Consider the following 22,945-nt stretch of genomic DNA (forward strand, 5'->3'; position numbering starts at 1 on the left):
ATTCTCGGTGGAAATCCCGGGTCAGTTCTCAGCGGCAATCAACACCGACATCGAGCAGGCAGGAAAAATGGGTGTGGTAATCGGCCATATCAGCCTCCTGAAACAAGAAAGCCCGGCATGGCACCGGGCGGAATGACGGGAATGGGTAGCGGTCACGCGGCCTGTGGCAGGCGGAGCAGATCAGCAGCGGCACCGCGCCAGAAGGCATCGACCAGCCGGGCTTCCAGTGCAGCGGCGCGGTAACGCAGCCGTCTCGCATCACCGGGATCTGATGTCCGAAACGCCATGCCGCGCAGGCGGCTGGCCTCGGTTACGATCCTGCGTGCCTCGGCATCGCATGCGACCGGCTGTTGCCAGAGAATAATGCCGGCGCGGATTTCGCCGGCGAGGACGAGGCGCTGATCTTGGTCCTGAATGAGCATGATGCGCGGCTGAAAATACGGGAAGCTGTCCGGCCCCGAGCAAATATCACCGCGCGACAAGCGCAAGGCCGCAGCCTGAATGGCCTCTTCCGGTGACGGGCATTCGCCAAGCGGGATCACGCAGTCGAAACTGTTCGCTGCGTCACTGGCGTCATAACTGGCCACGCCGAGGCACGAGATGCGCAGCGGCAGCTTCTGCGCCCGATAAAGCGCGGGTAGAACATCGGCAGCCAGAATCTGACCGATGGAGCGGAAGGTTTCGGAACGAGCAAAGGTCATCGGGATTACTCCATGACGGGCGCCGGTGAGCCTCTCTCTCCAGCCATCAACCCGTCACGGCCGAACGGCCCGCACTCTTCCTCTCTGACCGGGCTTGTTCCCGGTTCCGCTGCCGGCGATGGGCGACCGTCGCAGGGCTGAAGGTCCGAAGCGCGGGCCGCCGTGCTCGGGTCCGTCGGGGGTGAGGCGCTTTCGCGCCTTATTCCCACGGGTCTAGCTCCAGCTTCACCATGTCGTCGTCGCCGTCGAACTCGGCGGCGGGGCAAGCGGCGTGGGTGCCGTCTCCGGCCTGGAACACAACGATCGAAACCATCAGCGTGGCGGCGAGGCTGGCGGCGAAGGCGGTGGCATCTGCATAGGACATGGGTTCCGGCTCCTGTCTTGGGAGGCGGGGGACCATCCCCCGCGCGACAGGCGCCCGAAGTGTCTGACCGGATCTGCAATCACCCGAGGGCGTTCGGACTTTTTCCGAATCCCCGAGGGCGGCACGCGCGCGTAAGCCGACCCCTTTGGGGTTGAATGTCAAAGAGACGGATCGGACCAAGGTTTGCGAATGGAAGCGGGGGTGGTCCTGTCGCATCTGACAGGATGCCGGATACCCGTCGCAGATGCTCTGCTGCGCCAGCCTTGCCACCATGCTGGCATCAGGATCATGTTCCCTTCAGGCCAGAGATGGCTGCCGCTTGTCCTGATGGGGATGGCGGATTGCATGGTGAAGCCGGATTGGACCCGTCCGGTGCAGACCTCGCATCCTCACGGCCCGACACCCTGCGATCGGGTCTTCAGCTCCAAAGTCCATCGGCGATTTCTCGGGCGATCATCGCGCGCGCCTTCATTATAAGGTCGTCGCCCGAGGTATCGATATGACCGAAGAAACGGGCACGAGCACCATGAGCGGTCCACTCGGCGTAGCGAAAATACTCACGGGCATCGAGCCGGAACACCCGCATGTCTTCGGCCCAATGGGGCTTTGGCTCCACGACAACAGTGATGCCATCGCGGATTTCGGTCCACGGTAAGGTTCGATCCGACGGGGGATGTTCGCGGTCTTCCAGAAAAATCTGATCGATGTCGATGCTGATCGGCATGGCGGCTCTCCAAAGAAAGAGCCCGATCACGAGGACCGGGCGAGTTGCGGAAACGGAGGGTGATAAACGGGGCGACCGAAGCCGCCCCGCATGAGTGCTATTCAGCAGCGACCATATGCTGTTCTTCCTCGTCGTCAGCCGGGTCGTCCTCGCCATCGCCGGAGAGGAAATTGGGCAGATCGTCGGCTTCCGCCGCAGCGCCCGATGCCGGATCGACTTCGATACCATCGTCCACCATGCGCAGCGGCTCAGGCAACCAACCGGAATCGGCAAGCAGGCGTTCGGCCTCCTTGGCCATGTCGCCCTTCTTGAGATGTCCGATCAGATCGGCGGCCCGGTCACCGGCCCCTTCGCGCACGGCTTCAAGGATACGCGGCTTGGTCACGCGGCCGAGATAGTTGCCAACAGTCGGTCGCCAACCCACGGCCACCATGTCGAGGCCGGTCGAACGGGCGAGCCGGTCAGCCTGTGACAGGCGGATGTCCAGCCCGTGCTGGCTGACGCCCGCGCCGCTGTAAGGGTTGGGCTTTTCATAGAGCGCGTTGACACCGAAGCTGACGCAATGGGCGAGCAGATCCATGCGCGAACCATCGTCCAGATCGGTCAGCCAATCCCAGAGTGCGGCATCATCTGCCGGGATATGATCGCCCCAGCGTTCGTGCCGGTCCTGGATCGCCTTGGCCGAAGCGCTGTCGCGCAGATCATCGGCCTGCGCGGGCAGATGCACCTCGCGGACCTGTGCTTCGAGGCAACCGCGGCTGGAATGCGGCATGAAGCAATCCATGACCAGCCTGTGCAGCAGTGCCGTCATAGCGACATGCGGGCTTACTGCCACCGCATCCCGCAGCGCCAGCGTCCGATGCGCGGTCAGCTCGCTGACCAGGCGATCGGGCAGCGGCTTGATGGTGTCGGCCTCGTCTTCCTCCTCAGTTTCGACCGCCTGGCCGCCCAACGTGATAACTGCACCCATGCGGCTTACCTCCGGTTCTGCCCGCTGGATCACCTCGCCGGTTTCCTGGTCAACGATTTCAGCTTCCGGTTCCGCAGGCGTTTCATCCTCGGCGCGAACATAGCCGCGCTCGATCAGCAATGCGCCATCGGCGTCGATGCTGATGAAGACACCCGCCATGCAGATCTGGTCCGGCTCGAAGGTCATCGGACGGCGCTCGAAGGTTTCCAGCGCCTGCTCGATCTCACCGAGGCGGGCGTCGATCTCGTCCGGCAGTTCGTCGGCCTCGCCATATTCCGCTTCAAGCCGCTCATATTCGTCGCGCAATGCCTCGCGGGTGGCGCGTTCCTCTTCGCTCAGATCGACCGTGGTGCCGACAATCTGGCGAAGGCCATGATCGTGACCATAGGGAAAGGTGATGGCGACCTCGATCCATTTCCAGCCCTCGGCGGCGATGGCTTCGGCCTCGGCCTTCAGTTTTTCGCCCACCAGCCGGTCGAGCAGCACCGGATCTTGCAGCCAGCCACCATCGTCCTGCTGGAAAAGATCACGCAGGACGCAACCGCCAGCCTCTTCATAGGCGGCAATACCGACAAACACTGCCCGCTTGTCGGCGGCGCGGACCGTGGTTTCGGTCAGCAGGCGGCGGATGTGGTAGGGTTCTTTCCGCCAGCCATCCTTGATCCCTTCCCAGACATGCTCCTGCCGGGGGTGGTCAGAACTGACGCTGAAAGCCATGAGCTGCTCCAGCGTCATGCCGTCCTCGGCATAGACGTCGAGCAAGGTCGGGGAGACGGAAACCAGACGCAGGCGCTGCTTCACCACCTTGGCGTCCACGAAGAAGGCAGCAGCGATCGCTTCCTCGGTCATGCCCTTGTCGCGCATGGCTTGGAAGGCGCGGAACTGGTCGAGCGGATGCAGCGGTGCGCGCTCGATATTCTCGGCGAGCGAAACCTCGTCGATCAGCACGTCGGCGCTGGCCTCCGACACCACGCACGGAACCGGCGCGACCTTGGCGAGGCGCTTCTGCTTGACCAGCAGTTCGAGCGCGCGGAAACGGCGACCGCCGGCAGGCACCTCGAACATGCCGGTTTCCTTGCCATCGGCATCCACCACCGGGCGGACATGCAGGGACTGGATCAGGCCGCGACGGGCGATGGACTCGGCCAGTTCCTCAACCGAGATCCCGGCCTTGACGCGCCGGACGTTGAACTGGCTGAGGACCAGCTTGTTGAAAGGAATGTCGCGCGAGGACGACAGGGTGATCTTTTGAACGGCAGTGGCCATGTCAGTGACTCCAAGACGGACGCCGGTGAGCCTCTCTCTCCGGCTATCAGCCCGTCACGGATCGAAGCGCCGCCCTCTTCCTCTGAAGAGAGCGACGCCAGCCGCAGAACCTGAAACCCGGAAATCAGGCACTCCGGTTTTCTGTATCGGCGGATGTACGGGAAAAGCTCGCGCCGACGCCGTAGAGCAAACGCTCGGCGGCGCGGATGCTGCCGGTCTCACGGGCGGCCTCGGCCCAGACCGAGATCGGGAAATCGCCGGTGAACAGCAGATCGCGCTCGATGCCCATGCCGAAGGGCAGCCGGACTGACTGCATCTCGCCAAGGCTCCACGACCCCAGTTCGGGATGGCCGAGATCAGCCAGGCCGAACATGATGTCGCCGTCCTCGTCCAGTTCGGTGGCGAGCCAGACGCCTTCACCGAGGGGGTTGAAGAACTTCACGACCGGGATGTGATCCTGATCGCGCTGGCGGCCATTTGCCAGCAGGCGGTCGCGCTGTGTGCTGGTCAGGAGGATCATGCCGCAGCCCTCCGGTCGGTTACGCTCGTATCGGGCTCCCCGGCGTCGTCGACCGGCAGATGCGACAGCAACCAGTCCGCCGCCTTGCTGGCCTGCGAGGCCGCGCGGACAATGGCGCGGGAATCCTCGCGCATGACCTCCAGCCACGACCCGATGTAGTCGGCATGGCGGACGGTCGGCATGATCCCGAGCGCGGCGCAACTGAAGGCCGCGGTCTGTTCGGCAATCATTTCCTCGAAGGCGTATTTCTTCGAACCGAACGAGCCGGTCAGATCGCGGTTGAGGCGGCTGTGATGGCCGCTGGCGTGACCCAGCTCGTGCAGGGCTGTGCGGTGCCAGTTGATAGGCTCGAAATAGGCTTGCGGAGGCGGCACCTGCACATAGTCGAGCGACGGCATGTAGAAGGCGCGATTGCCGCCAATGCGGAAGTCGATGCCGGTGGCCCGGATCAGCGCCTCGACCCGAGGTTCGATAAGGCCCGGCGGCGGTGGCGGCGCGACTGCCGTGATCTCATCGGGTAGGCCATCGCATTGCGCGGCGTTAAAGACCGTGAACCGCTTCAGAAACGGAATGGCATGCGCATCCTCACCCGTCTCGCGGGCACGGCGCTTCTCGTCCGCGGGGGTGAAACGGTCGGCATAAACGACAGTCGTGCCACGCTCGCCCTTCCTGACATTGCCGCCAAGCGAAAGCGCCTGGCGGAACGTCAGCCACGCCTGAGCGGGGAAACCATGCTGGATGACAGCGCCCCAGAGGATGAGAATATTGATGCCGGAATAGGACCGGCCGGTTGAAGCATTTCTCGGCAGGCCCAGCGGGGCGGTATCAGGCGACGCACCCCAGGGCTGGACCCAGGGGAGCCGGCCTTGCTCCAGCTCAGCGATAATCTTGTTGGTGATGTCATCATAAAGGTTGCTGCGCGCGCCACCGTCAGCGGGGCTGTGAGCGTGTCTGGCCATCGGGATGATCTCCACGACGGGCGCCGGAAGCCTCTCTTCCAGCCCTCAACCCGTCACGGAAAACCCGTCCGCACTCTCACTCTCAAGGGGGCGTTGCGGGGTCTCCCCGCTGATGGGGGTGCGTCGGCAACGCCAGTGCCGACCAGGGGGAAGGCTTTCCCCATATCTGGCATCTGGATTAGCGCGGAGTCTCATAAACGCGGACTATGGCTGACGTCTTTCTCCAGCTTTCAATCGAAGCTCACACGATGCGTTGGAGGCGTCGCTGACCGTTCGGGTCCTTCTGCCCATCTTCCCGAAATGGTGGTCACCCTTTGCGCCGTTTGGAAAACATCAGACGACCGCGCCCAATCTGGTAGGGGACAATGCGAAAGCCTGCCGAAAACTCGCCGCGAGGAAAAGCGGCGGTCCAGCAAGACCCACTGGTGGCTACTGGCCTGGCTTACAAAAGGCGTGCAGCCCGTAATCGCGGACATGATGGTTCCCGAAACGCTCGCTTGAGATCACGGCGGAGCAGAATCAGCTCCAAGACATTGTTATAGAACGATAAATGAGAATCGCTGCTTACGTGGATTCGCCGCGTAAGCAACATCCCTCAAAAAGATGGGGTCTCTAATGTCTTGATTTTCATGGGAAAAATGGCGCACCCGAGAGGATTCGAACCTCTGGCCTCCGCCTTCGGAGGGCGGCGCTCTATCCAGCTGAGCTACGGGTGCATACCGTTCGCGAGGTGCTTACGTCATGCTTACGCGAGTTTTTTGGCTTCTTGAAGAGCAAACCCGATATTCGCTCAAGCCATTGTTAAATAAGTACGTTTTCCAAACACCTTCAGCCTTCGCTGGACTTGACTACCGCCTTCGGAGGGCAGCACTCTATCCAGCTGAGCTACGGGTGCAGCACTGAAACGAAAAACCATTTCGCCAGACGGGTTCTATCCGAACCGCGCCACGCGTTCAATGGCTTATTTGGAAATTCCAGCGGTAATCTGTCTTGCCCGATAAAGGCGCAAAGCCGTTTTGCATGACGATATATCCCAACGGGAGCCAAGCCTTTCACGCATGTTGCAGGCGGAAAGACGGAAAATAGCTTATGAATTGATTTTGTTAACATAAATGGTGGTCGCTATAGGGATTGAACCTATGACCTTCCCCGTGTGAAGGGGACGCTCTCCCGCTGAGCTAAGCGACCATACAAGCCAGAGTTTCCACTTGAATCTTCAAGCTTCATTCAAAGGTGGCGGGGATATACGAGGAGCCAATATGGAAAGTCAAGAGTAACCTTCCTGGCAACCAAATTCCCCTTTCCACCATTTGCATCCTTGAGCGCACAGCCAGCAGATTCTGCAAATTTATTCACATTGCAGCAAGACGCGATCGCGATGTCGTATCGAACGCCTTTTGCAGACCCGAATCGCGATCATAGACATCATCGTAAAAACGGATATTTCCGTTTTTATCAGGCCAGGCCGTAAAATAGGCAATATAAACGGGGACCGGATCCGCGACTTTCAGGCCGCGCTCATTCTTTCCGAAATATTTCTCCAGTTCCTCGACCGGTCTATCAAGAACGGCTGCCGCCATATCGCGAGGTCGTTCAAGGCGGATGCAGCCGTGACTTAACGCGCGCATATCGCGGCTAAAATAGGATTTGGCTGGAGTGTCGTGCATGTAAATATCATGCGCATTGGGGAACAGAATCTTCAATTCACCCAAAGCATTATCAAGGCTCGGTTTCTGGCGGATACCGACATGAGCCTTGCCGGCGGCAACGGCGCTCCAGTTCACCGCGCCCGCCGAAATCTTTCTGCCCTGCGCGTAGACTTCATAGCCGTTTCGGTCCAGATAGCCCGGATCACGCATGATTTTGGGCAGCATTTCATTGATAATGATTGAACGCGGCACGCCCCAGGATGGATTGAAAACTACGGTCTGTATCTTGTTATAGAAGAAATAGGTTTGATGCGTGGGCGAGCCGACCACCACATTCATGGCCAGCTTTTCTTGTCCCTCTTCAAAATATGCAGCGCGATAAGAAGGCTGATTGACCATTACATAGCGCGAACCGAAATCATGCGGGAGCCAGCGCAGCCGTTCCATAGCATAAAGAATACGATCACGCTTGATCGAAGCCTGCTCGCCTTGCAATGCCGCGATCGTATTTTTACCAATAATGCCATCGGCTGTATTGCCTGAAAGCGTTTGATAGGCCTTGATCGCCGTTACAAGTTCAGGATCGTACAGCCCTGTGTTCACATGCGCTTCGAGCACCTCACGATGCTTTTCCAGATATGCGGGGGGCGCGTGGCGCGTGATCAGCTGAATAACCTTGCCCAGCTCATCATTCTTATTCCCCGGACGAATCGCCTTCTCCAGAGAAATACGTATGGGCTCCTGTTCTGGCTCTCCCATTTCCGCTAGTTCGCGCTTCAATGCTGCATAAGCGGCATTGTCGGGATGCAGGCTTTTCAAATAGGCAACAGGATCGCTCTCCGAGGCAAGCTTTTCGAGCACGACCCGCGGATCAATCCGGCCTCGCGGCAGATCATGAAAGCCGCTCAGCCGATCCGCAATGATGCGCCCCTCGCCCGCATCGATCGCATAGCGGAGGGCGCGCGCCGAGAGGCGGATTTCAAAATCAGCCAATTTCTGTTGCCGCTCGGCCAGCCGATCCGGATCGAAATGATCTCCGGGTATAGAGACGGCATATTCATCAGGGTTCAACCCGTCCTCTGCGGAAAGCGCGAAGAAAGCCGCGACGTCGTGTGCCTTGTCGAGAGCCTTGTTATCGGCCGACCAGAGGAAGGTGCGCTGTTGCGAATAAAACGCTACCAGAGTTTCGGCAATGCGCTTTTCAGCCATTACATCGCTGAATTCAAGGTAGGCCGCAGCCGCTGCGAAAGCGGCTTTGCCATCTGTTGCAGTGCGATTGCGTGAAGAAATCGGCGACATGCCCACGGTAAGCGGATCGTATGGAGGCGGATTGACTGCCGCTGTGGCCTGCATATCCAGCGCACTAAAATCCACTTTCACAAGGCTATCGGGCTTATAATTATAGATTTGCGGCCCCTTAACGACGACACGTTGGGCGGGCGGAATCTGTCGGGGTAAGGCTGGAGCGGCAGTCGGCTTTATCGCGCCCTGCGCTGGAGCGGTTGGCGCAGGAGGGCGGGCGATTTCAGCCTGCTGTTGGCGGCGCTGTTGAAACAATTCCAGCAAGGAATTTGCGGCATGCGCCGGGATTGTGGAGAAAAATGCCGCCGAGGCCAGAGCGATTGCCAGACTATTTCGAATAAACGGCCCGCCTGTGCGACGATTTTTTACATCCTGATACAAAGGTCTGGAGAACTGCATTTCCACCGCCATTCCATGCAATCATTGCCGCGCGAATCCATTTCGCCAACCGAAGTCAGGATTAACTAATCTCGTATAGAATGTTTTAACGCTGATACTCTCCCCAAGAATTTTATAACCTGTCAGCGGACCCCGCCCAGACATTTCCCATGAGGCTTTCATCATAAACTGCGCTCGCAGAATGAACAATGTGCCGCAGTGGCATCGGCTCTTCCTCGCGCTAAAAGTCCTCCAAAATTCAGCAACTCCTGTTTTCACATAGCCGTCACGCAACGGGAACCATGTTCCAGCCGATATTGCAGGCCAGCAAGCGAGGTACCACAATGGCAGAAGCAAGCGCCGCCGATCTTTTCCCTCTTGGTGAAGACGATACGCCCTATCGTAAACTGACTTCCGATTATGTGTCGGTAGACAATTTCAAGGGGCAGGAAATCCTGTGCGTCGACCCGCAAGGATTGCGTGTTCTGTCGGAGGCAGCTTTTGCCGACATCAACCATTTGCTGCGTCCGGGACATTTGCAGCAGCTTGCAAATATTCTCGAAGACCCTGAAGCGACCGATAACGACCGCTTTGTCGCCTATGATCTGCTCAAGAACGCCAATATCGCAGCCGGAGGCGTCCTGCCCATGTGTCAGGATACCGGTACGGCAATGATCATGGGCAAGAAGGGTCGCCGGGTCTGGAGCGAGGGCGGCGATGCCGATGCGCTCGGCGCAGGCGTTCTGGATGCCTATAACAAGAAAAACCTTCGTTATTCGCAGCTTGCGCCGCTCTCGATGTTCGAAGAAAAGAACACCAAGAACAACCTGCCCGCCCAGATCGATATTTATGAAGAAGGCGAAGACGCCTACAAATTCCTGTTTGTCGCCAAGGGCGGAGGCTCCGCCAACAAGACTTTCCTGTTTCAGGGCACTCCGTCGCTGCTCACCCATGACCGGATGGTGGAGTTTCTCAGGGAGAAAATCCTGACGCTGGGCACTGCCGCCTGCCCGCCCTATCATCTGGCTATCGTGATCGGCGGCACTTCGGCGGAAATGAACCTCAAGACCGTCAAGCTTGCATCCACGCGCTATCTCGACAGCCTGCCGACACAGGGTTCGGAGACTGGCCACGCATTCCGCGACCTTGAGATGGAAGCCGAAATACATAAGCTGACGCAATCGCTTGGCGTCGGCGCACAATTTGGCGGCAAGTATTTCTGCCATGATGTACGCGTCATCCGCCTGCCGCGCCACGGTGCTTCCCTGCCGATCGGGCTGGGCGTTTCATGCTCCGCCGACCGCCAGGCAAAGGGAAAGATCACCAAAGACGGCATTTTTCTGGAACAGCTTGAAACCAATCCAGCCAAATATATGCCAGAGATCGATGAGGAGAAGCTGACATCGCATGTGGTCCGGATCGACCTCAACCAGCCGATGGAGCAGATACTTAAGGAACTGGCGAAACATCCTGTAAAGACACGGCTTTCCCTCACCGGTTCTATTATCGTCGCGCGTGATCTGGCGCACTCCAAAATTCGCGAACGCCTCGAAAATGGCGAGGCCATGCCGGATTATTTCAAGAATCACCCGATCTATTATGCGGGACCGGCCAAGACACCGAGCGGTTATGCGTCCGGCTCCTTCGGGCCGACGACTGCCGGCAGAATGGATTCCTATGTCGACCAGTTCCAGTCATTCGGCGGATCGATGGTCATGCTGGCCAAAGGCAATCGCTCGCGGCAGGTGCGCGAAGCCTGCGCCCGGCATGGCGGCTTTTACTTAGGCTCCATCGGCGGTCCCGCTGCACGGCTCGCACAGGACTGCATCAAGAAGGTCGAAGTCGTGGAATATCCGGAACTGGGAATGGAAGCCATCTGGCGAATTGAAGTGGAAGATTTCCCCGCCTTCATCGTCATCGACAACAAGGGCAATGATTTCTTCAAGGAACTCAATCTCGACTAAAAATAAAGAAGGCGGCTAACGCCGCCTTCATCTTCTGGGATCGCGCGAAAGGTTCTTTTGCGAGAGCTCATCGAGATAGGCCTGCCAAAGCGCATCTCTTTCAATGCCGAGCGTGTGGAGATAGGTCCATGAAAACAGACCGGTATCGTGCATATCGTCAAAGGTGATGCGCACGGCATAATTGCCAATCGGGTCCATTTTCATGATCTCGACATCACGCTTGCCACCCACGGTCACCCGCTGCTCGGGAGAATGGCCCTGCACTTCCGCCGATGGGGAGAGTACCCGCAGAAGTTCCGCGCTCAACTCGAAGCGGTTGCCATCATCGAAAGCGACCGTCAGTTGTTTCCGGTCGGCAGAAACGCGCAATTCGGTGGGCCAGACGTCGCTCATCATAAATCTCCATTTTCACATGCTGCAGCAGTCCCGTTTTGGTGTAAACTGGACAAAGCTGCGACAAGAACCTATGTCTCGTTGTTAAACGGTTCTGCGGCATTTGGGAACAATGGCTTATCCAGCACAGCAATCTCAGGCACAGCCTGCTGTTTCATCAAACGGGCAGATGATTGATCCATTTGGCCGCGCGGTGACTTATTTGCGCGTGTCGGTGACGGATCGCTGCGATTTCCGCTGCACTTACTGCATGTCGGAGCACATGACCTTCCTGCCCAAGAAGGACCTGCTCACACTCGAAGAACTGGACAGGATTTGCAGCGCCTTCATCGAAAAGGGTGTTCGCAAGCTGCGGCTGACGGGTGGCGAGCCGCTCATGCGCAAAAATGTCATGCATCTGGTCCGCAGCCTCTCCCGCCATATTCAATCTGGCGCACTGGATGAGATCACGCTGACGACCAATGGCTCGCAGCTTGTGCGTTTTGCGGATGAACTGGTCGATTGCGGTGTGCGCCGCATCAATGTGTCCATGGACACTCTCAATCCCGACAGGTTTCGCCAGATAACGCGCTGGGGCGATCTGTCTCGCGTATTGGAAGGAATAGAGGCCGCGCAAAAGGCCGGTATCCGCGTCAAGATCAATGCGGTCGCATTGAAGAATTTCAATGAATTCGAGATTGCCGACATGATCCGCTGGGCGCATGGCCGCGACATGGACCTGACGCTGATCGAAACCATGCCCATGGGTGAGATCGAATTCGACAGAACCGATCAGTATCTGCCGCTTTCGCAAGTGCGCGCCGATCTCGAAGAGCAATTCACGCTCAACGATATTCCCTACCGGACCGGCGGCCCTGCCCGTTATGTGACGGTTCAAGAGACCGGCGGACGCCTCGGTTTCATTACACCGCTGACCCATAACTTCTGCGAAAGCTGCAATCGTGTACGCCTCACCTGCACGGGAATGCTCTATATGTGTCTGGGGCAAAATGATGATGCGGATTTGCGGCAGGCCGTCCGCGCCAGCGAAGGTGACGCCCTCTTGAACCGGGCAATCGATGAAGCCATTTCGCGCAAGCCCAAGGGGCATGACTTCATTATCGATCGCGATCACAAGCGTCCGGCAGTGGCCCGTCACATGAGCCTTACAGGCGGTTAAGAAATAATACCTGCATTTTTATTTGAAATATAAATATCGCTCGCGAAAACTATGCTGGAACGATATGTATTCCTAAACGGGATTCTCTATCGTGCCGCAATCAGCCAACCTTCGCGCAAGTATTTTCATGCTTCTGGCCATGGGCATTTTCACCATGGGCGATTCCATCTCCAAATATTTGCTCGCGGAGATGAATAGCGGTCAATATATAATGCTGCGCGGCGGTTTTGCTACCATTGCAATCGGATTTCTGTCGTGGCGCAGCGGTGCTTTACGTCATTTGTCACTGGATAAAATGATGATATTGCGGGTCATGGCCGAGGTCTTCGCCACGATTACCTATATTTATACGCTCGGCCATCTTTCGCAGGCATTTGTTTCCGCTGTTTTTCAGGCAACTCCGCTCGTGGTCACATTGGGCGCCGTCCTGTTTTTCAATGAAACGGTTGGCTGGCGGCGCTGGCTTTGCATCTCGATCGGTCTGGTGGGTGTATTGATTATTATTCGCCCCGGTGCCGACAGCGCTGCAAGCCTGAGCGCTATTGCGGTCCTTTTTGCCAGCATATGCTTCGCGGCCACGCGTGATCTTGCCACGCGGCGGATTCCTGCGCACGTTTCCACGCTTTATATTTCGATGATAACTTCCGCCGCCATAGCGGTGGCAGGCGGTGCACTTGTTGTGCCAATGGGCGGCTGGCAACCTGTCGGCCTGACGCCTCTCCTGCTTGCGGCGGTCGCCGCCGGTCTTTTGCTGGTGGGGTATCATTTCATCATTCTGGCTATGCGCGAGGGTGAAATCTCTTTCGTGTCGCCATTTCGTTATTCCAGTCTCCTGTGGGCCATCCTGTTGAGTACGATTGTGTTCAACGAAGCGCCGGATGCCTATACTATCGCAGGATCAATTCTGGTCGTGGGCAGCGGCGTCTATATGGTCTATCGGGAGAAAGCGCTCAAAAAGCGCGCCAAGCACAGAAGCACACTTGCCGCCCAGCCAACGGGCATAGAACCGTCATGACATCCGGGCGAACACCCATTGCGGGGGCAATCATCGCAGGCGGGCTTTCCAGTCGGATGCAGGCGGGCGGAATCTCCGGCGACAAATTCTTTCAGGAAATCGATTCCCGCGCAATCATCGAACATGTCACCAGCCGGCTATCACCGCAGGTCGATATGCTGTTCATCAATGCAAATTGCGATCCCTTGCTGCTGGAGCCATTAGGGTGCCCGGTCATTCCCGACACAAAGAACCGCCATGGCGGACCACTCGTCGGTCTGCTGGCGGCGCTGCGTTTTGCCCAAACCTCCCCTTTCATGCTCAGTGCAACCGCCGACTGCCCTTTCTTGCCGCAAAACCTTGTCGAGCGCCTCAGCGAGCGCCAGGAAAAGACCGGCGCAGCTATTGTGCTTGCGTCATCGCAGGGTCATGTCCATCCTGTTTTCGGCCTGTGGCATACCAGCCTTGCGGAACCACTCGAAGCTTGGCTGGCGGATGCGCCGAAAGCAAGCGTGCGGGCCTTTGCCACCCATACCGGTTATGAGATCGTGGAATTTCCGCTCATCCCGCTTGCAGGGCAAAATGAAACCCTGGACCCATTCTTCAATATCAACCGGCCCGACGATCTCGCTGAAGCCCGGCGGCTGCATGAGGCGCTCAAATGACGCAAAAACTATTTGGCATTACCGGCTGGAAGAACTCCGGCAAAACGACCCTGACCGAACGGCTTGTGCAAATATTCACCGAACGCGGCTATCGTATCTCTACCATCAAACATGCCCATCATAATTTCGACATCGACCATCATGGCACCGATTCATGGCGCCACCGCGAAGCCGGTGCAGCAGAGGTCGCTATCGTCTCATCGGCGCGTTACGCGATTATGCATGAAAATCTGGGTGAAGAAGAGCCATCCCTGCAGGAAATTGCCAGCAAGCTGGCTCCTTGCGACCTTGTTCTCGTCGAAGGCTACAAGAGCGAATCCCACCCCAAGATCGAATTAAGACGCGAAGGCAGCCATGGCGGCCCCCCCATGTCGGCAAGCTATCCCAACATCATTGCCGTAGCGAGCGATCATCCACAGCCTGACGAGGAACTTGCCGTGTTTGACATGGACGCAGTGGAAGATATTGCCAATTTTATTGGACGATTTATGCGGCTCGGCGATAATCCGTAAATATTGGGCTGTTCTTAGTGTTATATGCTGTCATTTCCACTTTTACTGCGGATTTATGTGTGATTTCAGTGGTCGGGTTATAAAATTAAATTGCGCGGGGCAACTTGCCATGCCACCGGCAATGGTGAAAACATTGGGGCAAGCGCAGATGCTTGAGCATAAATGCGAAAAAATATTGCGTGGCATCCGCTATTGCATCTATTGATAGGAGTCAGGGGCGCTATCAGATCTGCCATGCATGGCAAATGGTCGCGAATATCCCATCAGGCGGCTGTACCAGAAGAAGAATCAGGGAACCAGCCACAACAAACGAGAGGATAAGAAATGCGCGTTATAAAGCGTATCGCTGCAGCAACGTCGGTTGCAGCACTTGCTATCGTGATCGGCGGCATGAATGCCGGAACTGCCAATGCACAAGAAACGATGAAATTGCGGATCGGCACTGAGGGCGCCTATCCTCCCTTCAATTTCATCCAGCCGGACGGCACTCTTTCCGGTTTCGACATTGATATTGCCAAAGCGCTGTGCGTCGAAATGAAAGCGGAATGCGAGTTCGTGACGCAGGAATGGGACGGGGCGATCCCTGCCCTGCAGGCCGGCAAGTTCGATGCTTTCATCGCGTCGATGTCCATCACCGACGAGCGCAAGAAGCAGGTCGATTTTTCCAACAAATATTACAACACCCCGCCCGCAATCGTCGCTCCCAAGGATAGCGACATCAAGGGCGTGACCAAGGAAGATCTCGCGGGCAAGACAATCGGGGTTCAGGTCTCTACCACCCACGCCAATTACGCCGAAAAAGCCTTCACGGACAGTACGATCAAAGCCTATCCAACTGCGGAAGAATACCGCCTCGATCTCGCCAATGGGCGTCTGGATGCCGTCAATGACGACAGCGTGACGCTTGCCGAATGGCTGAAGACGGAAGACGGCGCATGCTGCAAGATGATCGGCACCTATCCACCAGTCATTGAGATTCACGGACCCGGCGCGGGCGTGGCGATCAAGAAAGGCCGTCAGGATCTGGTTGACAAGTTCAACGAGGCCATCAAGGCCATCCGCACCAACGGCAAATACAAGGAAATCAATGACAAGTACTTTGATTTCGATGCCTATGGCGCTGAAAATTAATTCAATCTGACAGTGCAACGCCGGTTTACTCACGCGTAAACCGGCGTAATCATTGGAGCATTGCCAGCAAAAGCCGTAAACCGGTTTTGCGTCGGATAATGCTACAAAACAAAGACTTGAGGCGCGGTTCCAGCGATTCTGTTTAAACAGGAACCGATCTCATGTGATGGTTTTGATGTTCATATCCTTGCATGGGATTTGCGTTCATGGACTTCAAGTCTGTAAACCACACTAGCACTTGTCAGGCGGGAGATCGGCAAGGCGATTTCAGTGGAGTTTTCATTGCAGGTTTTAATGACTTATATACGGCCTCTGGGAAGGGAATAGGCGCATGGAACATTACGCCACCTTGTTAGGTTTTAGCTCCAGTGGCTGGGGAACGAGTATTGCCTGGGGGCTTCTGGTCACGATTTCCCTGGCTCTTGCAACATTGCCGGTGGGCTTGGCTCTTGGTTTTTTTGTGGCACTGGGCAAACAGTCGGAAGAACCGTCAATACGGCTTGCGTGCAATATCTACACCACGATATTCCGGGGTTTGCCGGAGCTTCTCACGCTCTTTCTCGTTTATTTTGGCGCCTCGCTGGGATTGCAACAATTACTCAGCTTTTTCAATATCGAAGCCAGAATCGAGATCAATGCCTTCATGGCAGGCATGATCGCACTGGGCTTCGTGTTTTCTTCCTATTCGAGCGAGGTTTTTCTTTCGGCATTCCGCGCTATTCCTCGCGGGCAATATGAAGGCGGCTATGCGGTCGGGCTGTCGCACTGGCAGACAATGCGCATGGTCGTTCTGCCGCAACTCATTCGCATCGCCCTGCCGGGCCTTGCAAATCTCTGGCTTGTCCTGTTGAAAGACACATCGCTCGTCTCCGTTATCAGCCTGTCGGATATTCTGCGCCAGACATCCATTGCAGCCCGTGTGACAAAAGAACCTTTCCTCTTCTTCGGTGTTGCCTGCCTGCTCTATCTCGCTCTTGCAATCATTTCCTCCTATTTCATTGGACGCATCGCCCGCTGGGCTGATGCTGGCAACAATTCTTCGCGGGGGGCATGATCATGAGCGATATTACTTCCGGAAACTCAAGCGCCCTGCCCCCGCCCCCGGTCATCAAAAGCTGGACACGCGGGCGCATTGCCGGTCATGTGGCCATTGCCATCTGGGCTGTGCTTTTCGCCGGGCTTGCGATCTATCTTTATAATAGCTGGCGTATCGATCTCTTTGAAACCTATGGGCCGCGTTATTGGTCCGGCCTGCTTACCACGCTGAAGCTGGTTGCGGTTTCGATCATGATCGGGGCCATCCTGTCGCTGCCCATTACAGCGGCGCGCATGTCCAGGAAGCGCTGGCTTCGCAATATCGCCTTTGGCTATGTCTATTTCTTTCGCGGAACGCCTCTTCTGGCACAGACCTTCCTGATCTATTACGGTTTCGGGACTTTCCGGCCGTTTCTGGAAGATATTGGCCTGTGGACATTTTTCCGCGATGCATGGAGCTGCGCCATCCTGGCCTTTTCCCTGAATACAGCCGCCTATCAGGCAGAAATTCTGCGGGGCGCCATTCAGAGCGTTCCCGCCGGCCAATGGGAGGGTGCCGCCGCACTGGGCATTTCCAAGCGGGTGGCGTTCTGGAAAGTCATTCTCCCGCAGGCTCTGATCGTGGCCCTGCGTCCTTATGGCAATGAGATCATTCTCATGATCAAGGGGTCCGCAATTGTAGCCATCATCACCGTGCTTGATCTCATGGGTGAAACACGGCGAGCCTATTCGCGTACTTTCGACTTCCAGACCTATCTGTGGGCAGCGGTAATATATCTTCTCATTGTCGAATGCCTGCGGCACATCTGGGATTTCCTTGAAAGACGGCTCACACGGCATCTTGTTCGCTAAAGCGTGAAACGGTTTGTGTCGGATAATGGGTCTATTCAGGACATTTGAGGAGGAATAAGGGAATGACAGCAATAAAAGTAGCCTTCCTGGGCCTTGGCGTAATGGGCTATCCGATGGCGGGCCACTTGAAGGTCAAGGGCGGCCATGATGTTACCGTCTACAATCGCACTACGGCCAAAGCGCAAAAATGGGCGCAGGAATATAGTGGCAAATCCGCCGCTACGCCGAAGGAAGCCGTAGAGGATGCGGACTTCGTTTTCAGTTGCGTCGGCAATGATGACGATCTGCGCTCCGTCACCACCGGTCCCGAAGGTGCTTTTATCGCGATGAAGAAGAATGCGGTCTTCATCGACAATACGACCGCTTCCGCGGAGGTTGCGCGCGAGTTGAATATGGAAGCGCAAAAGCGCGGCTTTCATTTTCTCGATGCCCCGGTTTCCGGTGGTCAGGCAGGCGCTGAAAATGGCGTGCTGACGGTGATGGTCGGGGGAGCGGACGATGTTTTTGAGCGCTCAAAACCGGTCATCGAAGCCTATGCCCGTTCGGTTGGCCTTATGGGGCCAAGTGGTTCCGGTCAGCTTGCCAAGATGGTCAACCAGATCTGCATTGCGGGTCTGGTGCAGGGCCTTGCGGAAGGCATTCACTTCGGCAAGAAAGCAGGGCTTGATATTGAGAAACTGATTTCGGTCATCTCCAAGGGAGCGGCTGGCTCCTGGCAGATGGAAAACCGCTCCGGCACCATGGATCAGGGCAAATATGATTTCGGTTTTGCCGTGGACTGGATGCGCAAGGATCTTGGCATTTGCCTCGATGAAGCCAACCGCAACGGCGCTCTTTTACCCGTTACCGCTCTGGTGGATCAGTTCTATAAGGAAGTCCAAAAGATCGGCGGCGGACGATGGGATACGTCCTCGCTTCTCGCCCGTCTGGAGCAATAAAGCAAAAAGCCCGGATTGATCCGGGCTTTTTTATGCGATCAAAACTTGATCTTGCCCGTCAATGATAAGGCCGTGACAATATCATCGCCGAAATCGCCAGCGGAGCCTGTCCCCGACAGGTTGACGCTGCGATCATCGAATTTGCCCGATTGCAGCCAGCCAAGCGCGCCCGCCAGACGGATTTCAAACTGTTCTGCGGGTTTATAATTTGTGCCCAGACCAAGCATCCAGGTGTCGGTTTGCACACTCAGACCTGTACTGGTCCCCCGATCCCAGGTCAGCGTCGCAGCAGCCGACCACTGATCATCGAACTTGTGGCCGATACCGCCAGAAACCGTCCAGCCATCGCGGAAAAAGAGATTAAGCGCCATGATTTCCTGACCCGGCGCGAAAATTCCGGCATAAACCATACCGGTACTATTTACGAAACTGATCCGCTCCACACTCGACCAGTTCGTCCATTTGACCGAACCGAAAGCCAGCCAATCGGGCGCAATGCCGGTCTGGAACTTGAACTCGACCGCTTGCGGGGTCGTGACGTCACCCACCACCCCGACAGATGTATTGGGAATGATGTTTCCAACATTCCCTTCGAGCTCGTAATTCAGCTTTGAATGATAGACCAGACTTGCACGCAAGGCATATTCGGGAATCTCATAGGCCGCGCCAATACGCCAGCCAATGCTGTTGTCTTCAACATCAAGCGTACCGACACGGAAAGGAAGAGAATTCGAAGCAGGCAGAAGGCGCGTCTGCTCGCCCCTGATTTCCTGATAGCTCACACCGCCGAGAATACGAAAGTAACCTTTTTCACCAGCCGCGAAACGATAGGAACAATTGAGGCCGTAGTCGTGCGAGGCGATTTTCTGTTCGATCGCGACATACATGCGGACCGTATCCATGCCCGCATCCGTATGGACGCCCCATGGTTGGCGATATTGCGCCGCACAGGCCAGATCATCCGTCAAATCAAACTTGGCCGACAGTTTCGGAACCCAGTAGTTCTGCGCTTCCTTGACGGAAGTACTGTAGGGATTGCCGGTCAGCGGATTGATACCGCCCGTTGCCGCACCTATTCCCGAACCGTGGATATTTCTGAGCTTGCGTTGCGGCATGACGTAGGTAGCAGTCGTATCAACGACATTGCCCTGCTCGAACAAAATGTCGAAATCCTGCAAATTGCGCTCAAAGCCTCCGGCCTGCGCATTTACGGCACCTCCCAACAAGACGGTAGCAGCGCCCACCAATTTTACATGCCGCAAATCCATAAATGTGCTCCAAACGCAAGAACCGCTAGTTGACGTGAACGTAAATCAAGAATGATTTACCCTGCAAGTTCCATATATTGGGGATCGTTTAAACAGAAGCATCCGCTATAGAAGAAATCGCTGAAATGCAGAGGTAATTATAAAAAATCCGGAGATTTAAGGGATATTTCAATCCGGAAACGCCATTTTCAGCCAATATTTCGCCTGTTTTTCGCCTTGTTGCCAAAGCGCAACAGACGTCCAAAACTATCAAACAACGCACTTGGCCAAAGCTGGATGGCCTGAAACGAAACAGGCTCCCATATCGTTTCAAGCCAGACAAAAATGGTCGGCATTTTTTGCCGGTCAACCGATTCGAGCCGCCAGTGTGGTTTCGATCCGGATTCACCCAGATCGAAACCTGTTCTGATGCTTATATTAACCGGCCTCGCGAATGCGCGCTTCTGCGGTGGCCACCCGTGCGGCTGCATCGTTGAGTTCAACCAGTCTCGCGCGTTCGGCCTCGACCACTTCTTCGCGGGCATTGGCGACAAATTTCTCGTTTGCGAGCTTCTTCTCGATACGCTCTTTTTCCGCGGCGATCTTGCCTGCTTCCTTGGCCAGACGCGCGGCTTCGGCTTTAAGATCAATCAGGCTGCCCAGCGGAATACATATCGTCGCTTCGCCAAGCACTATCTGCGCCGCCCCCTTGGGAGCCTGGGTTTCAAAGGAAATGCTTTCCACGCGGGCCAGTCGCTTAATGGCGGCGTCATGACGATTGAAACGGTCAACCGTCGCGGAACCAGCATCAAGAACGACAATGGGTGCGACCGCACCTGCCGGAACGTTCATTTCAACGCGCACGGAGCGAATACCGGTGACGAGATCCACCAGCCAGTTAATATCGGCTGCAGCGTCTTCATCTTCAAAGGAAAGCTCCGGCCAATGCGCCAATGCAAGGACACTATCGCGGCTTTTCCCTTCACCCGCCGTCAAGGACCAGAGTTCCTCGGTCATGAAGGGCATGAAAGGATGCAGAAGCTTGTAAATCTGGTCCAGACAATAGGCCGCCGTTGCCTGCGCCTCGGCTTTGGCAGCTTCATCGTCACCCATGAAGATCGGCTTGAGAAGCTCAAGATACCAGTCACAGAACTGATGCCAGACAAAGCGATAAGCAGCACCTGCCGCTTCGTTGAAGCGGTAATCGACAATACCTGCGGTCACGGCATGAGCGGCTTTGGTCAGTTCCGTCAAAATCCAGCGATTGACCGCAAGACCGGCATTCTCCGGCACAAATTCCGGGTCGAGCCTTGCGCCATTCATTTGCGCGAAACGCGTCGCGTTCCAGAGTTTGGTGCCAAAATTGCGGTAGCCTGCGATACGTGCCGGATCGAGCTTCACGTCGCGGCCCTGCGCCGCCATGATAGCCAGCGTGAAGCGCAGCGCATCGGCACCATATTCATCCATCAGCTCCAGCGGGTCGATGACATTGCCCTTGGACTTGGACATTTTCGCGCCATGCTTGTCGCGCACGAGGGCGTGAAGATAGACCGTATGGAACGGAATTTCCTCCATGAAATGCAGGCCCATCATCATCATGCGGGCAACCCAGAAAAACAGGATGTCAAAGCCCGTGACCAGAACGCTGGTTGGATAATAGGCTGCGAGTTCCGGGGTCTTATCCGGCCAGCCAAGCGTTGAAAACGGCCAGAGCGCCGATGAAAACCATGTGTCGAGCACGTCCGTATCGCGTTCGAGCGTGACATCCTCTCCATAATGGGCACGCGCGGCGGCGCTGGCTTCTTCTTCGCTTTTCTCGACAAAGCAAGTGCCATCAGGCCCATACCATGCCGGAATCTGATGCCCCCACCAAAGCTGACGCGAAACGCACCAGGGCTGGATATTTTCCATCCAGTCGAAATAGGTCTTTTCCCAGTTTTTCGGTACGATCTGCGTGCGGCCATCGCGAACCGCCGCCATGGCAGGCTTTGCCAGTTCAGCAGCATTCACATACCACTGGTCGGTCAGGTAAGGTTCGATCGGCACGCCGCCGCGATCACCATGGGGAACGGCATGGGTGTGATCCTCGATCTTTTCGAGATAACCGCGCTCATCCATCAATTCTACGATGCGCTTGCGTGCGGCAAAGCGGTCCTGACCATCCAGTTCAATGATCAGCGCCTTCAGCTCCGGCGTCAGTTGCAACCCTTCGAGAAATTCAACATTCTCCTTGAGCGTGATAGCCGCATTCGGGGTGAGAATATTGATGGCGCGCAGATCATTGCGTTTGCCGACTTCAAAGTCGTTGAAATCATGCGCAGGCGTGATCTTGACCGCCCCGGAGCCTGCTTCGGGATCGGCATAATCGTCAGCAACGATGGGAATATGTCGGCCAACGAGCGGCAGCACCACATCATTTCCGACAAGCGCATGATAGCGCCCGTCCTTGGGATTGACCGCGACGCCGCTATCGCCCAGCATGGTTTCAGGGCGGGTGGTGGCGACCACGATATAGGTATGCGGGTTTTCAGGATCGAACGGCACATTCTCCAGCGGATAACGGAAGTGCCACAGATGGCCTTTCGTCTCGCGAGATTCGACCTCGATGTCGGAAATAGCCGTCAGCAGCTTGGGATCCCAGTTCACCAGACGCTTGTCACGGTAGATAAGGCCCTGCTTGTGAAGCGTTACGAAGACTTCGAGAACGGCGCGCGACAGGCCCTCATCCATCGTGAAGCGCTCACGCGACCAGTCGCATGATGCGCCCAGACGCCGTAGCTGATTGGAGATCATGCCGCCGGATTCGGATTTCCACTGCCAGATGCGTTCAATGAATTTTTCACGCCCCATTGCGTGGCGATTGGGCTCCTGACGTTCGGCGAGTTGCCGTTCAACGACCATCTGCGTGGCAATGCCTGCATGGTCCATGCCCGGCTGCCACAAAACATTCTTGCCGCGCATGCGTTCAAAACGGACCATAATGTCCTGAATCGTGTTGTTGAGCGCGTGGCCCATATGCAGCGATCCGGTGACATTGGGCGGCGGGATGACGACAGCAAAAGGATCAGCACCCGGTTTTGCCCCGGCACCCGCCTTGAATGCGCCAGCCTCATCCCAGCGTTCAGCGATTTTCGGCTCGACAGCCGCGGCGTCATAGGTCTTCTCAAGCATGGAAACGTCCGGTCTTTATGCGCAATGAAAGGATTATGGGCTCAATAGCAA

General features: G+C 56.5%; 19 protein-coding genes and 2 tRNA genes. 9 read left to right on the forward strand and 12 right to left on the reverse strand.

Annotation, left to right across the window (positions count from 1 at the left end; translation table 11 throughout):
• Nucleotides 1-152 precede the first annotated feature (152 nt).
• The 9 genes from DKP76_RS09370 to DKP76_RS09410 form a co-directional block, all read right to left on the reverse strand.
• Nucleotides 153-701 (reverse strand): hypothetical protein, encoded by a 549-nt coding sequence (locus DKP76_RS09370; protein WP_109706187.1) that lies wholly within the window; start codon nt 699-701, stop codon nt 153-155.
• A 199-nt stretch (nt 702-900) separates the two neighbouring features.
• Complete coding sequence (locus tag DKP76_RS09375) at nt 901-1,065, reverse strand: hypothetical protein (protein WP_009450567.1); 165 nt, start codon at nt 1,063-1,065, stop codon at nt 901-903.
• Between the two features lie 418 nt (nt 1,066-1,483).
• The gene (locus tag DKP76_RS09380; protein ID WP_109706188.1) at nt 1,484-1,789 is read right to left on the reverse strand and encodes a hypothetical protein; all 306 of its coding nucleotides are present in this window, start codon (nt 1,787-1,789) and stop codon (nt 1,484-1,486) included.
• Between the two features lie 97 nt (nt 1,790-1,886).
• Nucleotides 1,887-4,025 (reverse strand): Spo0J and enkurin domain-containing protein, encoded by a 2,139-nt coding sequence (locus DKP76_RS09385; RefSeq protein WP_109706189.1) that lies wholly within the window; start codon nt 4,023-4,025, stop codon nt 1,887-1,889.
• Nucleotides 4,026-4,149: 124 nt separating this feature from the next.
• Entirely contained in the window at nt 4,150-4,545 is a 396-nt protein-coding gene (locus DKP76_RS09390) for a DUF2958 domain-containing protein (protein WP_109706190.1), read from the reverse strand.
• On the reverse strand, nt 4,542-5,504 hold the full coding sequence (locus tag DKP76_RS09395) for an ArdC family protein (protein WP_109706191.1): 963 nt from the start codon (nt 5,502-5,504) through the stop codon (nt 4,542-4,544). The genes DKP76_RS09390 and DKP76_RS09395 overlap by 4 nt, the downstream gene beginning before the upstream one ends.
• A gap of 639 nt (nt 5,505-6,143) precedes the next feature.
• Nucleotides 6,144-6,220, reverse strand: a tRNA-Arg gene (locus DKP76_RS09400).
• A 397-nt stretch (nt 6,221-6,617) separates the two neighbouring features.
• Nucleotides 6,618-6,692, reverse strand: a tRNA-Val gene (locus DKP76_RS09405).
• A gap of 164 nt (nt 6,693-6,856) precedes the next feature.
• On the reverse strand, nt 6,857-8,854 hold the full coding sequence (locus DKP76_RS09410) for a L,D-transpeptidase family protein (RefSeq protein WP_109706529.1): 1,998 nt from the start codon (nt 8,852-8,854) through the stop codon (nt 6,857-6,859).
• Between the two features lie 323 nt (nt 8,855-9,177).
• On the opposite strand from DKP76_RS09410, the gene DKP76_RS09415 reads away from it, so the two are divergent.
• Nucleotides 9,178-10,797, forward strand: a complete 1,620-nt coding sequence (locus DKP76_RS09415) for a fumarate hydratase (RefSeq protein WP_109706531.1) — start codon at nt 9,178-9,180, stop codon at nt 10,795-10,797.
• A gap of 27 nt (nt 10,798-10,824) precedes the next feature.
• Here DKP76_RS09415 and DKP76_RS09420 read toward each other — a convergent pair whose 3' ends face one another.
• Nucleotides 10,825-11,190 carry a gamma-butyrobetaine hydroxylase family protein gene (locus DKP76_RS09420; RefSeq protein ID WP_109706192.1) on the reverse strand — a complete coding sequence of 122 codons (366 nt, stop codon included), beginning with the start codon at nt 11,188-11,190 and terminating at the stop codon, nt 10,825-10,827.
• Nucleotides 11,191-11,302: 112 nt separating this feature from the next.
• On the opposite strand from DKP76_RS09420, the gene moaA reads away from it, so the two are divergent.
• The 8 genes from moaA (at nt 11,303) to DKP76_RS09460 (ending at nt 18,476) form a co-directional block, all read left to right on the forward strand.
• Entirely contained in the window at nt 11,303-12,349 is a 1,047-nt protein-coding gene (moaA, locus tag DKP76_RS09425) for a GTP 3',8-cyclase MoaA (protein ID WP_109706193.1), read from the forward strand.
• A 91-nt stretch (nt 12,350-12,440) separates the two neighbouring features.
• Complete coding sequence (locus DKP76_RS09430) at nt 12,441-13,364, forward strand: DMT family transporter (protein WP_425349382.1); 924 nt, start codon at nt 12,441-12,443, stop codon at nt 13,362-13,364.
• The gene (mobA, locus tag DKP76_RS09435; RefSeq protein WP_109706194.1) at nt 13,361-14,008 is read left to right on the forward strand and encodes a molybdenum cofactor guanylyltransferase MobA; all 648 of its coding nucleotides are present in this window, start codon (nt 13,361-13,363) and stop codon (nt 14,006-14,008) included. The genes DKP76_RS09430 and mobA overlap by 4 nt, the downstream gene beginning before the upstream one ends.
• Nucleotides 14,005-14,520: a molybdopterin-guanine dinucleotide biosynthesis protein B gene (gene mobB / locus DKP76_RS09440; RefSeq protein WP_109706195.1), complete on the forward strand. Its 516-nt coding sequence runs from the start codon at nt 14,005-14,007 to the stop codon at nt 14,518-14,520. The genes mobA and mobB overlap by 4 nt, the downstream gene beginning before the upstream one ends.
• A gap of 324 nt (nt 14,521-14,844) precedes the next feature.
• A complete protein-coding gene (locus DKP76_RS09445; protein ID WP_109706196.1) occupies nt 14,845-15,651 on the forward strand; it encodes an ABC transporter substrate-binding protein in 807 nt (268 codons plus the stop codon).
• A 331-nt stretch (nt 15,652-15,982) separates the two neighbouring features.
• Nucleotides 15,983-16,705: an ABC transporter permease gene (locus DKP76_RS09450; protein ID WP_109706197.1), complete on the forward strand. Its 723-nt coding sequence runs from the start codon at nt 15,983-15,985 to the stop codon at nt 16,703-16,705.
• Nucleotides 16,706-16,707: 2 nt separating this feature from the next.
• A complete protein-coding gene (locus DKP76_RS09455; protein ID WP_109706535.1) occupies nt 16,708-17,538 on the forward strand; it encodes an ABC transporter permease in 831 nt (276 codons plus the stop codon).
• A 62-nt stretch (nt 17,539-17,600) separates the two neighbouring features.
• Entirely contained in the window at nt 17,601-18,476 is an 876-nt protein-coding gene (locus DKP76_RS09460) for an NAD(P)-dependent oxidoreductase (protein WP_109706198.1), read from the forward strand.
• A 38-nt stretch (nt 18,477-18,514) separates the two neighbouring features.
• On the opposite strand, the gene DKP76_RS09465 is transcribed toward DKP76_RS09460, so the two are convergent.
• Both DKP76_RS09465 and DKP76_RS09470 read right to left on the reverse strand, forming a co-directional pair.
• The gene (locus DKP76_RS09465) at nt 18,515-19,744 is read right to left on the reverse strand and encodes an OmpP1/FadL family transporter (protein WP_109706199.1); all 1,230 of its coding nucleotides are present in this window, start codon (nt 19,742-19,744) and stop codon (nt 18,515-18,517) included.
• Nucleotides 19,745-20,161: 417 nt separating this feature from the next.
• The gene (locus DKP76_RS09470) at nt 20,162-22,894 is read right to left on the reverse strand and encodes a valine--tRNA ligase (RefSeq protein WP_109706200.1); all 2,733 of its coding nucleotides are present in this window, start codon (nt 22,892-22,894) and stop codon (nt 20,162-20,164) included.
• Nucleotides 22,895-22,945 lie beyond the last annotated feature (51 nt).

The sequence above is a fragment of the Falsochrobactrum shanghaiense genome (genome assembly GCF_003149535.1).
In the GTDB taxonomy this organism is placed as follows: Bacteria; Pseudomonadota; Alphaproteobacteria; order Rhizobiales; family Rhizobiaceae; genus Brucella; species Brucella shanghaiense.

Bases quoted from the DNA above. Each gene is read 5' to 3' on its own strand.
- DKP76_RS09385 (WP_109706189.1), bottom strand. From the start codon at position 4,025: ATGGCCACTGCCGTTCAAAAGATCACCCTGTCGTCCTCGCGCGACATT.
- DKP76_RS09395 (WP_109706191.1), bottom strand. From the start codon at position 5,504: ATGGCCAGACACGCTCACAGCCCCGCTGACGGTGGCGCGCGCAGCAAC.
- mobA (WP_109706194.1), top strand. From the start codon at position 13,361: ATGACATCCGGGCGAACACCCATTGCGGGGGCAATCATCGCAGGCGGG.
- mobB (WP_109706195.1), top strand. From the start codon at position 14,005: ATGACGCAAAAACTATTTGGCATTACCGGCTGGAAGAACTCCGGCAAA.
- DKP76_RS09450 (WP_109706197.1), top strand. From the start codon at position 15,983: ATGGAACATTACGCCACCTTGTTAGGTTTTAGCTCCAGTGGCTGGGGA.
- DKP76_RS09455 (WP_109706535.1), top strand. From the start codon at position 16,708: ATGAGCGATATTACTTCCGGAAACTCAAGCGCCCTGCCCCCGCCCCCG.
- DKP76_RS09460 (WP_109706198.1), top strand. From the start codon at position 17,601: ATGACAGCAATAAAAGTAGCCTTCCTGGGCCTTGGCGTAATGGGCTAT.
- DKP76_RS09465 (WP_109706199.1), bottom strand. From the start codon at position 19,744: ATGGATTTGCGGCATGTAAAATTGGTGGGCGCTGCTACCGTCTTGTTG.
- DKP76_RS09420 (WP_109706192.1), bottom strand. From the start codon at position 11,190: ATGAGCGACGTCTGGCCCACCGAATTGCGCGTTTCTGCCGACCGGAAA.
- DKP76_RS09470 (WP_109706200.1), bottom strand. From the start codon at position 22,894: ATGCTTGAGAAGACCTATGACGCCGCGGCTGTCGAGCCGAAAATCGCT.
- DKP76_RS09445 (WP_109706196.1), top strand. From the start codon at position 14,845: ATGCGCGTTATAAAGCGTATCGCTGCAGCAACGTCGGTTGCAGCACTT.
- DKP76_RS09375 (WP_009450567.1), bottom strand. From the start codon at position 1,065: ATGTCCTATGCAGATGCCACCGCCTTCGCCGCCAGCCTCGCCGCCACG.
- DKP76_RS09415 (WP_109706531.1), top strand. From the start codon at position 9,178: ATGGCAGAAGCAAGCGCCGCCGATCTTTTCCCTCTTGGTGAAGACGAT.
- DKP76_RS09410 (WP_109706529.1), bottom strand. From the start codon at position 8,854: ATGCAGTTCTCCAGACCTTTGTATCAGGATGTAAAAAATCGTCGCACA.
- DKP76_RS09390 (WP_109706190.1), bottom strand. From the start codon at position 4,545: ATGATCCTCCTGACCAGCACACAGCGCGACCGCCTGCTGGCAAATGGC.
- DKP76_RS09370 (WP_109706187.1), bottom strand. From the start codon at position 701: ATGACCTTTGCTCGTTCCGAAACCTTCCGCTCCATCGGTCAGATTCTG.
- moaA (WP_109706193.1), top strand. From the start codon at position 11,303: ATGGCTTATCCAGCACAGCAATCTCAGGCACAGCCTGCTGTTTCATCA.
- DKP76_RS09380 (WP_109706188.1), bottom strand. From the start codon at position 1,789: ATGCCGATCAGCATCGACATCGATCAGATTTTTCTGGAAGACCGCGAA.